Origin of the sequence: Novosphingobium indicum, assembly GCF_014645195.1 — a bacterium.
Taxonomy (GTDB): domain Bacteria; phylum Pseudomonadota; class Alphaproteobacteria; order Sphingomonadales; family Sphingomonadaceae; genus Novosphingobium; species Novosphingobium indicum.
The window spans coordinates 221,033-234,244 of the sequence record NZ_BMLK01000003.1 but is presented as its reverse complement, the minus strand read 5'-3'; the positions used below and the strand labels follow the sequence as shown (position 1 = coordinate 234,244).

Annotated in this window: 14 protein-coding genes; 10 read left to right on the top strand and 4 right to left on the bottom strand. The window is 65.6% G+C overall.

The window, feature by feature from the left end:
- Nucleotides 1-75 precede the first annotated feature (75 nt).
- From IEX64_RS04440 to IEX64_RS04430, 3 genes are read left to right on the top strand one after another with little or no spacing between them, the layout of a single operon-like run.
- The gene (locus tag IEX64_RS04440; RefSeq protein ID WP_188818474.1) at nt 76-819 is read left to right on the top strand and encodes a YebC/PmpR family DNA-binding transcriptional regulator; all 744 of its coding nucleotides are present in this window, start codon (nt 76-78) and stop codon (nt 817-819) included.
- Nucleotides 820-828: 9 nt separating this feature from the next.
- Nucleotides 829-1,305: a crossover junction endodeoxyribonuclease RuvC gene (ruvC, locus tag IEX64_RS04435; protein ID WP_188818473.1), complete on the top strand. Its 477-nt coding sequence runs from the start codon at nt 829-831 to the stop codon at nt 1,303-1,305.
- Nucleotides 1,306-1,339: 34 nt separating this feature from the next.
- Complete coding sequence (locus IEX64_RS04430) at nt 1,340-1,834, top strand: nucleoside deaminase (RefSeq protein ID WP_188818472.1); 495 nt, start codon at nt 1,340-1,342, stop codon at nt 1,832-1,834.
- Here IEX64_RS04430 and IEX64_RS04425 read toward each other — a convergent pair.
- Nucleotides 1,831-3,321 (bottom strand): glycosyltransferase family protein, encoded by a 1,491-nt coding sequence (locus IEX64_RS04425; RefSeq protein WP_188818471.1) that lies wholly within the window; start codon nt 3,319-3,321, stop codon nt 1,831-1,833. The genes IEX64_RS04430 and IEX64_RS04425 overlap by 4 nt on opposite strands.
- A 113-nt stretch (nt 3,322-3,434) precedes the next feature.
- Here IEX64_RS04425 and ruvA point away from each other — a divergent pair, with 113 nt between their 5' ends.
- The 3 genes from ruvA (at nt 3,435) to ruvB (ending at nt 5,787) form a co-directional block, all read left to right on the top strand.
- Complete coding sequence (gene ruvA, locus IEX64_RS04420) at nt 3,435-4,040, top strand: Holliday junction branch migration protein RuvA (RefSeq protein WP_188818470.1); 606 nt, start codon at nt 3,435-3,437, stop codon at nt 4,038-4,040.
- A gap of 12 nt (nt 4,041-4,052) precedes the next feature.
- Nucleotides 4,053-4,601, top strand: a complete 549-nt coding sequence (locus IEX64_RS04415; RefSeq protein WP_188818469.1) for a DsrE family protein — start codon at nt 4,053-4,055, stop codon at nt 4,599-4,601.
- 142 nt (nt 4,602-4,743) lie between these two features.
- Entirely contained in the window at nt 4,744-5,787 is a 1,044-nt protein-coding gene (gene ruvB / locus IEX64_RS04410; RefSeq protein ID WP_188818468.1) for a Holliday junction branch migration DNA helicase RuvB, read from the top strand.
- Nucleotides 5,788-6,289: 502 nt separating this feature from the next.
- Here the strand turns inward: ruvB and IEX64_RS04405 are convergent.
- A complete protein-coding gene (locus IEX64_RS04405) occupies nt 6,290-6,985 on the bottom strand; it encodes a hypothetical protein (protein ID WP_188818467.1) in 696 nt (231 codons plus the stop codon).
- A gap of 190 nt (nt 6,986-7,175) precedes the next feature.
- Complete coding sequence (locus IEX64_RS04400) at nt 7,176-7,487, bottom strand: DUF1244 domain-containing protein (protein ID WP_188818466.1); 312 nt, start codon at nt 7,485-7,487, stop codon at nt 7,176-7,178.
- 78 nt (nt 7,488-7,565) lie between these two features.
- Between IEX64_RS04400 and pyk the strand changes: the two genes are divergently transcribed.
- Nucleotides 7,566-9,047: a pyruvate kinase gene (gene pyk / locus IEX64_RS04395; protein WP_188818465.1), complete on the top strand. Its 1,482-nt coding sequence runs from the start codon at nt 7,566-7,568 to the stop codon at nt 9,045-9,047.
- A 3-nt stretch (nt 9,048-9,050) separates the two neighbouring features.
- Here pyk and IEX64_RS04390 read toward each other — a convergent pair whose 3' ends face one another.
- On the bottom strand, nt 9,051-9,716 hold the full coding sequence (locus tag IEX64_RS04390; protein ID WP_188818464.1) for a YggS family pyridoxal phosphate-dependent enzyme: 666 nt from the start codon (nt 9,714-9,716) through the stop codon (nt 9,051-9,053).
- On the opposite strand from IEX64_RS04390, the gene IEX64_RS04385 reads away from it, so the two are divergent.
- Genes IEX64_RS04385 through IEX64_RS04375 form a run of 3 tightly spaced genes read left to right on the top strand, consistent with a single transcriptional unit; the run spans nt 9,715 to nt 13,173 of the window.
- A complete protein-coding gene (locus IEX64_RS04385) occupies nt 9,715-10,320 on the top strand; it encodes a thiamine phosphate synthase (RefSeq protein ID WP_188818463.1) in 606 nt (201 codons plus the stop codon). The genes IEX64_RS04390 and IEX64_RS04385 overlap by 2 nt on opposite strands.
- Before the next feature lie 52 nt (nt 10,321-10,372).
- Entirely contained in the window at nt 10,373-12,751 is a 2,379-nt protein-coding gene (locus IEX64_RS04380; protein WP_188818462.1) for a DNA translocase FtsK, read from the top strand.
- Complete coding sequence (locus IEX64_RS04375; protein ID WP_188818461.1) at nt 12,748-13,173, top strand: hypothetical protein; 426 nt, start codon at nt 12,748-12,750, stop codon at nt 13,171-13,173. Before IEX64_RS04380 ends, IEX64_RS04375 begins: the two co-directional genes overlap by 4 nt.
- Nucleotides 13,174-13,212: the final 39 nt, after the last annotated feature.

The window sequence follows — 13,212 nt, the reverse complement described above, 5'->3', positions numbered from 1 at the left end:
TATTCCAACGGACCCGCACCGACATTGCTGCTCACCGGCATGGCACAGGCGGCGGGCAGACAACGAGCGGACCCCATGGCAGGCCATTCCAAATTCAAGAACATCATGCACCGCAAGGGCGCGCAGGACAAAAAGCGCTCGGCGCAGTTCAGCAAGCTTTCGCGCGAAATCACCGTCGCCGCCAAGATGGGCATGCCCGATCCGGACATGAACCCGCGCCTGCGCGCCGCCGTCAACGCCGCCAAGGCGCAGTCGATGCCCAAGGACAACATCCAGCGTGCCATCGACAAGGCCACCAAGGGCGACTCCGAGAACTACGAGGAAGTGCGCTATGAGGGCTACGGCCCCGGCGGCGTCGCGCTGATCGTCGAGGCGCTGACCGACAACCGCAACCGCACCGCCACCAACGTACGCACTGCCTTCTCCAAGAATGGCGGCAATCTGGGCACCAGCGGCGCCGTGAGCCACGGCTTCGATCGCCTTGGCCTGATCGAATACCCGGCCAGCGTCGGTGACGAGGAAAAGGTCCTCGAAGCCGCGATCGAAGCCGGTGCCGACGACGTCGAGAGCGATGCCGACAGCCACGCGATCTGGACTTCGGTGGAAAGCCTCCACGAAGTCGCCGCGGAGCTCGAAAAGGGTCTGGGCGAGGCCGAAGGCGTGAAGCTGGCCTGGCGCCCCAACCTCAAGGTCGATGTCGACGAGGGGACCGCGAGCACGCTGCTCAAGCTGGTCGACGCGCTCGACGACGACGACGATGTGCAGACCGTCTGGGGCAACTATGAAATCAGCGATGAAGTCATGGAGAAGCTCGGTTAAGCCGAACCCATGATCATCATCGGCCTCGACCCCGGCCTCACCTGCACCGGCTGGGGCGTGGTCGCCAAGAGCGGCAGCCGCATCAGCCATGTCGCCAACGGGCAGATCCGCACCGATGCCAAGGCGGGCATGGCCGAGCGGCTGGTCGAACTCGACGCGGCGCTGACCGACGTGATCCTCCTCCACCGCCCCGATGCCGGCGCGGTGGAGGAAGTCTTCGTCAACGTGAACCCGCAGTCGACGCTCAAGCTCGGGCAGGCGCGCGGCGTCGCCATGCTCAGCCTCGCCCGCGCCGGCATGCCGGTGGCCGAGTATCCGACCAAGGTCGTCAAGAAGGCGCTTGTCGGCACCGGCGGCGCCGACAAGAAGCAGATCCAGGCGATGCTCAAGGTCCTGCTGCCCGGCGTGAAGCTTGCAGGCGAGGATGCCTCCGATGCTCTCGCCGTTGCCATCACCCACGCCAACATGCTCGGCAGCCACCGCTAGGAACCCTGCCCCTCCTCGCGCTTTGTCCTCTGCGATGAAAGAGCAAGACGAAACCTGGATGCGCGAGGCCGTCCGCATCGCCATTGACAAGAAGGGCAGCGATCCGGCGAACACGCCGATTGCAGCCTTGCTGGTGCGCGACGGCGAACTGGTCTCCTCGGGCATCAATCGCACTGCGGAATGCTGCGATGCCACCGCCCACGCCGAAATCGACGCGCTACGTGCCGGGGGCAAAGCGACCGGAGAAATGCGCATCGAAGGCGCAACGCTCTACTCCACGCTCCAGCCCTGCGGCATGTGCACCATGGCCGCGATCTGGGCGGGCGTGAGCCGCATCGTCTTCGGCGCCGGCCGCGAGGACGTCCACGAGATGTACTTCGAGGACCGGCACCTCTCGACGCTCGACTTCGTGGCCGATGCCTACAAGGACGATCTCTCGCTGGAAGGCGGCATCCTCTCGGACGACTGCGCCAGGCTCTATTTCCGTCCGTGGGACTATGTCCCCGAAGACCAGCAAGCCAACGACTAGAGGTCGTTGCGCTGCAAGACCGCCTGATAGCCGAAGGCCGGATCGGCACGACACGTCCCTGCCCACGTATAAAGGCACGGGAAGCCCGATGCTCCGCTATCACAAGCGATGCGTCTGTAGGGCGCAGGCACCCGCGCATCGCGACTGAGCAAAAGGGCGTTGGCCACGGCAGTGATGCCGTCGGGCAAAGGCTGCGAACCAGCCATGACGCCTTCGGGGATCAGTGCCAGCGGCTTGGGCACGGCCAGAAGCGCAGGCACGACATGGCTCTTGTACTCGTAGGGTAGCGCCACGCCGCAGATCGCGGGATTGCGGGCCGCCCTGTCGGCCAGCCGTGCGACCGCCCCGCCGCCGCGATAGGCCCGCGCGCCGCCAGTCATTCGGTCAGCCCAGAACGACGCCAATCCCCAAACGCCGCAAAGGACCAGCGCGATCGGCAGGCCTGCGACCCAAAGCGGTCTGCGTCTGGCGACGAAACGCTCGGCAAGGCGCGCGGACGCTATAGAGGCGAGCAGGAGCAAGCTCAGCGTCGTCAGCCAGACGAAACGGTATTCCTTGTGGGCAATCAGGCTGTGCACGAGCAGGTTGGCAAGTGCCGCCAGCAGCAGCGGGCGGTAACGCGGCCCTGCGAAGAACGCGGCCACGGCAATCGGAATGGTAAAGGGAAAGAGGTGCTGCATCAGCATCGGCAGGTATGCCGTGGCCGGTGCCGTGCCGAACCGCGCTGCCACCCCCTCGCCCAGATTGACGGTCAGAGTCACCGCGACCCACGAGAAAGGAACCATCCCTGCGATCAGATCGCTGACCGCGCCCAGCGCCAGTGCCACAAGCCCTCCGCCTGCAACCGGCAACCAGCGCTGCCCATCCAGCCGCAAGGCCGCCACGAGCAGAACCAGAGCGAATGCGCCGAACTGCAGGCGGACCAGAACGGCCAGGCCAATCAGAAATCCCGAGACCGCCCACTTCCAGCGTTCGGTCCCGGGATCGAGAAGCCATCCCGCTCCAGCCAGCATGAGGGCCGCCCCAAGGCTCTCGGACAACATGAATTCGGAAAACAGCACGCTTTCCCACCAGACCGCGGCGACCGTGAGCGCAACAAGGCCAGCGACCCGCGAGTGCAGCGAGCCCAGCTTCCATCCGCCCGGCAGCGCCACCATCGTCAGCAGCAGAAACCATGCCCGCGCCAGCCCCACATGCAGCAATGTGCCGGGTGCCAGCCAGTGCCCGAGCGCGACGGCGGGCGCCAGCAGCTGGGGAATCAGCGCATTGCGCAGGCCTTCCCGGCTTTCCCAAGGCACGATGCCGTGCCCCGTCACCAGCCGGTTGGCCTGCTCCAGATACTGCATCAGTTCGTCCGAATAGCCGATGTCGTAGAGCGAAAAGCCAAGCGCACGCAGGGCCAGTCCGGCAAGCCCCACAAGAGCAATGGCCGCGATCCATCCGCGCGTAAGCGGCGTGCGCGCAAACTTCGGCGATACCCCGTGCATAAGGCATCTCTTACGGACGGCAGGCCTGCCTGTCACTTTGCCCGTTCCGGCATCGTGGACGAGAGACGATTGAGCCCTTTTGCCCGAGTCCCGGCTGTGCCATAGAACAAACCATGATCGCAAAGCTGACGGGCACTCTCGACGATTTCGGTGCGGACTGGGCGGTAATCGACGTTTCCGGCGTCGGCTACCTTGTCCATTGCTCTGCCCGCACCCTCGATGGATTGGGCATACGCGGCGACCGGGCAACGATCTTCACCGAAATGCAGGTTTCGGATAGCGACGTACGCCTGATCGGCTTTGCCAGCGGTGCCGAACGCGACTGGTTCCGCCTGCTGACCGCCGTGCAGGGCGTCGGCTCGAAAGTGGCGCTGGCCATCCTTTCCGCGCTGACGACCGAGGAATTGCAGCGGGCCTGCGCGGGCGGCGATTCCGCGATGGTGGCGCGCGCCAACGGTGTCGGCCCCAAGCTCGCAAGCCGCATCGTCAACGAACTCAAGGAAAAGGCCGGTGGCATGCCAACCGTGCCCGGCGCTCCGGGAACGGCGGCTCCCGCACCCGCGGGATCGTCAAGCGCCGATGCCGTCTCCGCTTTGCAGAACCTCGGCTTCAAACCCGCCATTGCCAGCGCCGCAGTAGCGCAGGCGGTGGGCGAACTCGGCGAGGATGCCGACCTCAACGCCCTCGTGCGCGTCGCACTGAAAAAGGCAGCGGGATAGAAAGGGACGCCCATGATCCGCACCACTCTCACGGCTCTGTCTGCCGCGATGGCCTTGTTCGCCATTCCCGCTGTCGCAGCCGACATGTCAGCCTTCACCGCCGGCCCGGTGTTCACCGAATACGGCAAGGTGACCGCAGTTGAATCCGACCTGCCCGTCTCCGCCGACACGCAGTTCAAGGTGATCTTCGACGCCAAGGACGGCGCGGCGCCGGGTGATGTCGTGCGGACCTTCGATTCCGTGGCCCGCTTCATCAACATGAACGTGGCCGCCGGCGTGCCCGAGGAAAATATCGGGGTCGCGCTGGTCGTACATGGCAAGGCGGCCTGGTTCCTGACCAATGCCGAAGCCTTCGCGCGCCATGATCCGGACCACCTCAACGACAGCGCCCCACTGGTGGAACAGCTCGCGGCGCACGGCGTGACGATCTACCTGTGCGGCCAGAGCGCGGTCGCCAACGGCATCGCGAAAAGTGACCTGCTGCCGGGTGTGAAACTGTCGCTGTCGGCGATGAACGCCTTTGCCCAGCTCCAGCAGCAAGGCTACGTGCTGGTCCCGTGACGCTTCGCCGAACTCTCTTGCTTTTTGTAAGCATAGTCGTGGCTACGGTACTCGCCGTGAAAATCTCGGCGTGGTTGGACGTGGACGCATGTCTTGATGCCGGTGGGGCGTGGGATTACGCCGCAGGGAATTGTCGATACCAATGACCGATAACCCCATCCTCACACCGGACCGCCAGCCCGAAGATGCCGACACGGCGCTGCGCCCCAAGACACTGAGCGAGTTCGTCGGGCAGGCGGCAGCCAAGGACAACCTTCGCGTCTTCATCGAAAGCGCCAAGTCGCGGCGCGAGGCGATGGACCACGTGCTGTTCTTCGGGCCTCCGGGGCTCGGCAAGACGACGCTGGCGCAGATCGTCGCGCGCGAACTGGGCGTGGGTTTTCGCGCCACCTCCGGTCCGGTCATTGCCAAGGCCGGTGATCTGGCCGCGCTGCTCACCAATCTCGAGCATGGCGACGTGCTGTTCATCGACGAGATCCACCGGCTCAATCCGGTGGTCGAGGAGGTGCTCTATCCGGCGATGGAAGACCGCGCGCTCGACCTCATCATCGGCGAGGGACCCTCGGCCCGTTCAGTGCGTATCGACCTGCCGCCCTTCACGCTGATCGGAGCGACCACCCGGCAGGGCCTGCTGCAGACCCCGCTGCGCGACCGCTTCGGCATTCCGGTGCGCCTCCAATTCTACTCCGTGCCCGAACTCGAAAGTGTCGTGGCGCGCGGCGCCGGCCTGCTCGGTGTCGGCATCGACAAGGGCGGGGCGACCGAGATCGCCCGGCGTTCGCGCGGCACCCCGCGCGTCGCGGGACGGCTGATGCGCCGGGTGCGCGACTTCGCGCATGTCGCGGGCAGCGAGATCATCACGCGCGCCATTGCCGACGATGCCCTGACCCGGCTGGAAGTGGATTCGCTGGGCCTTGATGCGCAGGATCGCCGCTACCTGCGCATGATCGCGGGCATCTACAAAGGCGGTCCGGTTGGCGTGGAAACGCTGGCGGCCGGCCTCTCCGAGCCACGCGACACCATCGAGGAAGTGATCGAGCCGTACCTGATCCAGCTGGGTCTGGTGGCGCGTACCGCACGCGGCCGCTGCCTCAACGATCCGGGCTGGAAACACCTCGGCATGGCCCCGCCACAGGGTCCGCAGGGCGGTCTTTTCGATTCGGAAGGTTCGGACCAACCGGATTGAATCTGGCCGAAAAAGTGTCGAGTCCGTTTACAAACGGCCCCTGCTCCAGTCCCATTTCGGTACATCCGGCCCACGCAGGCAGTTAATTAACCAAATTTCTCACATCGGGACGCCCGAAAGTCGGTTAACGCCGTTGTCCCGTTAACCGGACTCTGCGTTGTTTCTGGCAGATGGGATGTCCGGCCTCCAGTTCGGGAGGCTCGTGACCCCGAAGGGAAACAGAGAGAGCATCGCTTATGTCGGTTCGGATGGCCCTTGCGAAATTGTCTGCCTGCGCGGCGGGCTGCGCAATCATTGGCGGCGGCGCCGTGCACGTTGCAGAAACACAGTCGGCAACGACCGAGTACCGCAAGGTCAAGATGGCCAAGACGGCCCAGCCCGTGAAAACGGTGAAGCGCGTTGTCCGCAAGGAGCAACCGCGCACGACCAAGCGCGTGCGCAAGATCATCAAGCGCACCTGCTGTGAACAGCCGCAGATGGCGATGGTTCCGGTACCGCCGCCTTACATTCCGCCTGCGCCGCCCCCGTCGTACCAGGGCGGCGGTAGCAGCACCCCTGTGGTTATCGGCGGCGGCCCGATCGGCGGCTTCGGTGGCGGCTTCTTCGGCGGCTTCTTCGGTGGCGGCGGCGGTTCGAGCGGCGGCAACATCGTCATCAGCTCGACCACCAGCGGCGGTTCGACCTCCACGTCATCGTCGAGCGGCGGCCTGACCTCCACGACCACGGGCGGCTCGAGCTCGACGTCGACCGGCGGCGTGACTTCGACCACCGGCGGCGTGACCTCGACCACCTCGTCCTCGACGGGCGGCGTCACCTCGACGACCGGCGGTGTGACCTCGACCACGTCCACTTCGACGGGCGGTGTCACTTCGACCAGCTCTTCGTCGAGCTCGTCCAGTTCCTCGTCGTCCTCGAGCTCTTCCTCGAGTTCGTCGAGCTCCTCGGGCGGTGCGACTTCGGGTGGCGCCACCTCGACCAGTTCGGGCGGCAGCTCCTCGTCTTCGGGTTCGTCCTCTTCGGGATCCTCGAGCTCCACCAGCTCGGGCGGCAGTTCCTCCTCGAGCAGCTCGTCCTCGTCGAGTTCCTCGTCTTCCTCCTCGTCGAGCTCGTCGGGCGGCTCGACTTCGACCAGCTCGGGCGGCACCGAAGTTCCGGCACCGCCGATGCTGATCCTGTTCGGCGCGGCAGCAGCGACCATCGTCGGTCGCCGCCGCATCGCCCGCAAGACCAACGCCTGAGGAGATCCGGCCCCCGAGCGGCCGGCCCTCGACAGGCACTCTTTTTCAAGAGGCACATGGGGCGGGCGCCAGGGGGACGGCGTCCGACGTGGGGGGCGACGATCGGCACGTCGCCCTTTGCCACGTCCTGCGCCTGTGGCCGCTGACGGCCTAGTGCGTTCCGCCGTTCTTCTTCAGGCTCTCTTCCATCCGCGCCATCTGCTCGGGCGTGGCCTCGGTCTGGTACTTGGCCTTCCATTCATCGAAGGGCATGCCGTGGATGACGGCGCGCGCTTCCATCTTGTCGCCTTCAAAGCCGGCATCGCGGATCCAGTCGGCCAGGCAATTGCGGCAGAAGCCGGCCAGACCCATCAGATCGATGTTCTGCGCATCATGCCGATTCTGCAAATGGTGCACCAGCCGGCGAAAGGCGGCGGCGGCCACGGCATCGTCCAGCGCGTCTATTTGATCACTTTCGTTCATATATCTGCCAATCGTCCTTGGTTTGTAAGCATTGCTTTGCCATATGACGGCGCATTCCCGAAAGAGGCAGTCTAAGACGTGGTCAGCACCCCCCATCGCCGTTCGCCCCATCATCGCGGTATCAAGCGTACCCGCAAGGTAAAGATCCTGGCAACGCTCGGCCCCGCGAGCCGGGACAAGGAAACCATTGCAAAGCTGATGAAGACCGGCGCCGATGCGTTCCGGGTCAACATGAGCCATGGGGACCACGAGACCCACAGCGAAACCATCGCCAACATCCGCGCGGTGGAAAAGGACCTCTCCCGTCCGGTGGCGATCCTCTGCGACCTGCAGGGACCAAAGCTGCGCGTGGGCGAGTTCAAGGACGGCAAGGTCTTCGTCCGCCACGGTGCCCACTTCACGCTCGACAGCGATCCGACGCCGGGCGACGAAACCCGCGTGTGCCTGCCGCACCCCGAACTCTTCGGGCTGCTGGAAAAGGGCCAGCGGCTGCTGATCGACGACGGCAAACTGCGCTTCACCGTCATCAAGCCCGAAAAGGACAAGATCCTGTGCACCGCCGAAGTCGGTGGCGAGATCTCGAACCGCAAGGGCGTGAACATCCCCGATGCCATCGTCCCGGTCCCGGCACTTACCGAGAAGGACCGGCGCGACCTGGCCTTTGCGATCAAGGAAGGCGCCGACTGGATCGGGCTGTCGTTCGTGCAGCGCCCCGAGGACGTTGCCGAGGCACGTCGCCTGATGGGCGGGTACGGCGCGCTCATGGCCAAGATCGAAAAGCCGGCCGCAGTGCAGAGCCTCGACGAGATCATCGAGCTGTCGGACGGCATCATGGTCGCCCGCGGAGACCTCGGCGTCGAGCTGCTGCCCGAGGAAGTGCCGCCGATCCAGAAGCACATCATCGAAAAGACCCGCGCTTTCGGCAAGCCGGTGGTCGTGGCGACGCAGATGCTCGAATCGATGATCACGAGCCCGACTCCGACCCGCGCCGAAGTCTCGGACGTCGCCAATGCCGTCTATGATGGCGCCGATGCAGTGATGCTCTCGGCCGAAACCGCGGCGGGCCAGTGGCCGGTCGAGGCCGTGGCGATCATGGACCGCATCGCGACACAGGTCGAATGCGACAAGACCTATCGCGAGCGCATCCACCTCGCGGAAACGCCGCCCGACGCCACGACGGCGGATGCCCTGTCCGCTTCCTGCGCGACGATCGCCGATACGCTGCCGATCGAAGGCATCATCATCTTCACCGGTTCGGGCATTTCCGCGCGGCGCGTGGCGCGCGAGCGTCCTTCCGCGCCGATGCTGGTGCTCACCCCCTCGATGAACACAGCGCGGCGCGGTGCGCTGCTGTGGGGCGCGCACACGGTGCTGACCAAGGACATCGGCAGCTTCGAGGAGATGATCGCCAAGGGCAAGCGCATGGCGCTGCGCCATGGCTTCGGTGCTGCCGGATCGCGCCTGATCACATTGGCTGGCGTACCATTCGGCGTGCCGGGCTCGACCAATCTGCTCCACGTCGTCACCCTCTCGGGCAACGAACTGGCCACGCCCAAGTAAGCGTCAGCCGCGCGCGCCGAACAGGGCGGAGCCCACCCGGACGTGCGTGGCGCCGAGCTTGACGGCGGTCTCGAAGTCGTCGCTCATGCCCATGCTGAGACGGTCGAGACCGTTGTCGGCGGCCATCTTGGCCAGCAGCGCAAAGAACGGCGCGGCTTCGATGCCGAAGGGCGGCACGCACATCAGCCCGATCACCGGGATCTGCGCGTCGCGCGCCGAAGCCAGCAGCGCGGGCACATCGGCTATGGCGCAGCCGCCCTTCTGCTCTTCCTCGCCGATATTGACCTGCACGAAACACGGCACCTGCCTGCCGGCCTTGTCCATCGCCTTGCCCAAAGCTGACACGAGCGAAGGGCGGTCCAGCGAATGAATGCAATCGAACAGGGCGACGGCATCGTCGGCCTTGTTTGACTGAAGCTGCCCGACGAGGTGCAGCGCAATGTCTTCGTGCGCCTCGATCAGGGCCGGCCACTTGCCTTGTGCTTCCTGCACGCGGTTTTCGCCGAAGACACGCTGCCCCTGCTCTATGAGCGGCATCACGGCCTCGGCCGGATGAGTCTTGGAAATGGCGATCAGCTCGACATCGCCGGGCTCGCGGCCGGCGATCTTGGCAGCGGCGACGATCCGGGCGCGGATGTCTTCAAGCGGTGTAAGGTCTGGTTGATCCATGGCGCGCTGCTATAGCGACCTTGTGCCGATCCGCCACCCGCCTCTTCCCGACATCTGGCCCGACATCTGGCTTGTCAGCGATGCCCGCAACGATGCCGCGCTGGAACGCGCCTTGAGGCGGCTGTCGCGCGGTTCGGGTCTGATCTTCCGGCATTACCACCTGCCCGATGAGGTCCGGCGCGCCCGGTTCAAGCGTCTTGCACGCGTAGCACGGCGGCATGGCCATACGCTGATCCTCTCCGGCTCGGCCCGGGAAGCCCGGCACTGGGGCGCTGCAGGGGCCTACGGCGCGCCCGCAAGGCTGACGTCGGGACCCCAGACGCTGCGGCTGATAACCGTCCATTCGCTGCGCGAACTGGCGCAGGCCCACCGCGCAAGGGCCAATGCCGTGCTGATCTCTCCGGTCTTTCCCACAAGATCGCACCCCGGCGCGCCGGTGCTTGGCCCGGTGCGGTTTCGGCTGCTGGCTGCCCGTTCGCAGGTCCCGGTGATTGCACTGGGCGGCATGACCCCGCACCGCGCCCGCACGCTGGGTGTGACGAAATGGGCCGCCATTCAGGGGCTCATCGAAAGGCCCACAGGCATGTTCTCGCTTCATTCTTGACGCGGAGTCCCGCCCCGGCGCATTATCCGTACCCGCAATCAGGGGAATACTTATGGCCACACGGCCCATGGCGCCCGGTCGGCGCGTAGCCAAGCCGGACTGGCGCGCAGTACTCAAGCGCTCCTTGCGCCGTGCCTCCGAACTGGCCGGCGCGGTGCTGCTGTTCGCAGTGACGGTCTTCCTCGCGGTTTCCCTGCTGACCTACCACCAGACCGATCCCAGCGCTTCGACCGCTGCCGGCGGAGAAGTACAGAACTGGATGGGCCTGACCGGGGCCTGGACCGCCGAACGCGCGCTGTTCGTGTTCGGCCCGGTCTCCGCCCTGTTCGTACCCCTGCTCTATGTCTTCGCGCGCAAGCTCTGGCTGCTGGTCGAGGAAGACGACAGCGAGATCGAGCACTCGAACCAGCGCTGGTGGCGCCCGACCGCGGTGCTCGTCTTCGCCATGGTGCTGATCGCGACGGTCCTCTCGCTGTGGTTCACGTCGCCGGGTGGCACTCTGCCCGCTTCGATGGGGGGGATCACCGGGCTGCTGGGCGCAAAAGGCATCAGCGCCCTCGCCGCTCTGGCCCCGGAAGCCGCGCAAGGCTGGCTCAAGCTCGGCATGGCACTCATGTGCCTCGTCATCGGCGTGACCCTGATCGGCAAGGTCTTCGCCTTCGACTGGGGCCGTCTGCTGACCCTGCCCGGCCGCATCGGCCGCTTGCCGCGCGCGCTTCCCTCGCCCGGCGACCTGTCCTTCGCGCAGACCAAAGAAAAGGTCCAGCCCGAACCCGCGCCCCGGAAGGCCGAAGCGGCGGCAGCCCCCGCGCCCGTCTCCGAGAAGCCGCGCCGCGCGCCCGAGATCGTCGATCCCAAGTCCTCGCCCATGCCTGCCAGCCTCGGTTCGGGCAGCCGACAAAAGGATCTCTTCGACGAGTACGAATTGCCCGGTCTTGAGCTGCTGGCCGATCCGCCGGCCAATTCGGGCAAGAAGATCGACAAGCTCAGCCTGGAGCGCAACGCGCGCCTGCTGGAAACCGTGCTCGACGACTTCAACGTCAAGGGCGAGATCACCGCGGTACGCACCGGTCCGGTCGTCACCATGTACGAGCTGGAACCCGCACCCGGCATCAAGGCCAGCCGCGTGATCGGCCTTGCCGACGACGTCGCGCGCAACATGAGCGCGATCTCGGCACGCGTGTCCTCGATCCCCGGGCGTACCGTCATGGGCATCGAACTGCCCAACGCGGACCGGCAGATGGTCTCGTTCAAGGAAATGGTCGCTTCCGAGGCCTTTGCCCACAACAAGGGCATGCTGCCGATCATTCTGGGCAAGGACATTGCCGGTGAACCGGTCGTTGCCGATCTTGCGGCGATGCCTCACCTGCTGGTCGCGGGTACGACCGGCTCGGGTAAGTCCGTCGGCCTCAACTGCATCCTGCTCTCGCTGCTCTATCGCTTCACCCCGGCGCAGTGCCGCCTGATCCTCGTCGATCCCAAGGTCCTCGAGCTCAAGAGCTACGACGACATTCCGCACCTGCTCTCGCCGGTGGTGACCGAGCCGCCCAAGGCGGTGCGCGCGCTCAAGTGGGCGGTCGAGGAGATGGAACGCCGCTATCGCATGATGAGCGAGATCTCGGTGCGCAACCTCGCCAGCTTCAACGAGAAGGTCCGCACTGCTGCCGCCAAGGGCAAGCCGCTGGGCCGCCGCGTGCAGATCGGCTTCGATCCCGACACGGGCGAGGAACTCTACGAGGAAAACCAGCTCGACTATGAAGTGCTGCCGCAGATCGTGCTGATCGTCGACGAACTGGCCGACCTCATGGTCACCGTCGGCAAGGAAATCGAAGTGCTGATCCAGCGCCTCTCGCAGAAGAGCCGTGCGGCGGGCATCCACCTCATCATGGCGACGCAGCGCCCATCGGTCGACGTCATCACCGGCGTCATCAAGGCCAACCTGCCGACGCGTATCTCCTTCGCGGTGACGAGCCGCATCGACAGCCGCACGATCCTGGGCGAGCAGGGCGCCGAGCAACTGCTGGGCAAGGGCGACATGCTCTACAAGCCCAACACCGACCCGATAAAGCGCGTCCACGGCCCCTTCGTCTCGGACGAGGAAGTGGAGCACGTTTCCGAATACTGGCGCTCGCAGGGCAAGCCCGAGTACATCGACGCGGTCACCGAAGAGCCCGAGGAAGGCAGCTTCGGCTTCGACGATCTCAACATGACGGCATCGGACAGCCCGGAAGAACGCAAGTACCTGCAGGTCTGCCAGCTGGTGTTCGAAAACCAGAAGGTCTCCGTCTCCTGGCTGCAGCGCCAGATGGGCGTGGGCTACAACACCGCCGCCAAATGGGTCGAGCGCATGGAGAACGACGGCTATGTGGGCCCGGCCAACCACGTCGGCCGGCGCGACATCTACCGCGACGAGAACGGAAACCCGCTGTGAGGATCGCTCTTCTGCTTGCCGCGCTGGTGGCAACCCCTGCTGCCGCCCAGACGGCCACGCTCACGCTGCAGACCGGCCAATGGTATCAGGTCTTCGCCAACGACATCGAACGCGCCACCGGCCGCAGCGTGCGCGTCGATGCGGCGAGCGTCGTCCCCGGCGGTCTGGGCCGGCAGTTCCAGCAGGCAACGGTCCTGCTGCGCAAGGAAGGCGCCTATCCGCGCGGCACCGTGTTCTACACCCAGCGCAGCGTGAACTGTCAGGCCGGCCGCAAGATGACGCATCACTGGAGCGCCGTCGCCCCCAACGGCGCGATGATCGGCGATCAGGTCTTTGCCAGCCCCGTACTCGAAGCGGTGCACTGGGACTCGCAGGACGGCAAAGTGCTGAAATTCGTCTGTCAGGGCATTCTGCCGCGCTGACGTGGTCTTTCTACCGCGGGTAAAAGCAAAAACGCGTGG

Bases quoted from the DNA above. Each gene is read 5' to 3' on its own strand.
- IEX64_RS04440 (WP_188818474.1), top strand. From the start codon at position 76: ATGGCAGGCCATTCCAAATTCAAGAACATCATGCACCGCAAGGGCGCG.
- ruvC (WP_188818473.1), top strand. From the start codon at position 829: ATGATCATCATCGGCCTCGACCCCGGCCTCACCTGCACCGGCTGGGGC.
- IEX64_RS04430 (WP_188818472.1), top strand. From the start codon at position 1,340: ATGAAAGAGCAAGACGAAACCTGGATGCGCGAGGCCGTCCGCATCGCC.
- IEX64_RS04425 (WP_188818471.1), bottom strand. From the start codon at position 3,321: ATGCACGGGGTATCGCCGAAGTTTGCGCGCACGCCGCTTACGCGCGGA.
- ruvA (WP_188818470.1), top strand. From the start codon at position 3,435: ATGATCGCAAAGCTGACGGGCACTCTCGACGATTTCGGTGCGGACTGG.
- IEX64_RS04415 (WP_188818469.1), top strand. From the start codon at position 4,053: ATGATCCGCACCACTCTCACGGCTCTGTCTGCCGCGATGGCCTTGTTC.
- ruvB (WP_188818468.1), top strand. From the start codon at position 4,744: ATGACCGATAACCCCATCCTCACACCGGACCGCCAGCCCGAAGATGCC.
- IEX64_RS04405 (WP_188818467.1), bottom strand. From the start codon at position 6,985: ATGGTCGCTGCTGCCGCGCCGAACAGGATCAGCATCGGCGGTGCCGGA.
- IEX64_RS04400 (WP_188818466.1), bottom strand. From the start codon at position 7,487: ATGAACGAAAGTGATCAAATAGACGCGCTGGACGATGCCGTGGCCGCC.
- IEX64_RS04385 (WP_188818463.1), top strand. From the start codon at position 9,715: ATGGCGCGCTGCTATAGCGACCTTGTGCCGATCCGCCACCCGCCTCTT.
- IEX64_RS04390 (WP_188818464.1), bottom strand. From the start codon at position 9,716: ATGGATCAACCAGACCTTACACCGCTTGAAGACATCCGCGCCCGGATC.
- IEX64_RS04380 (WP_188818462.1), top strand. From the start codon at position 10,373: ATGGCCACACGGCCCATGGCGCCCGGTCGGCGCGTAGCCAAGCCGGAC.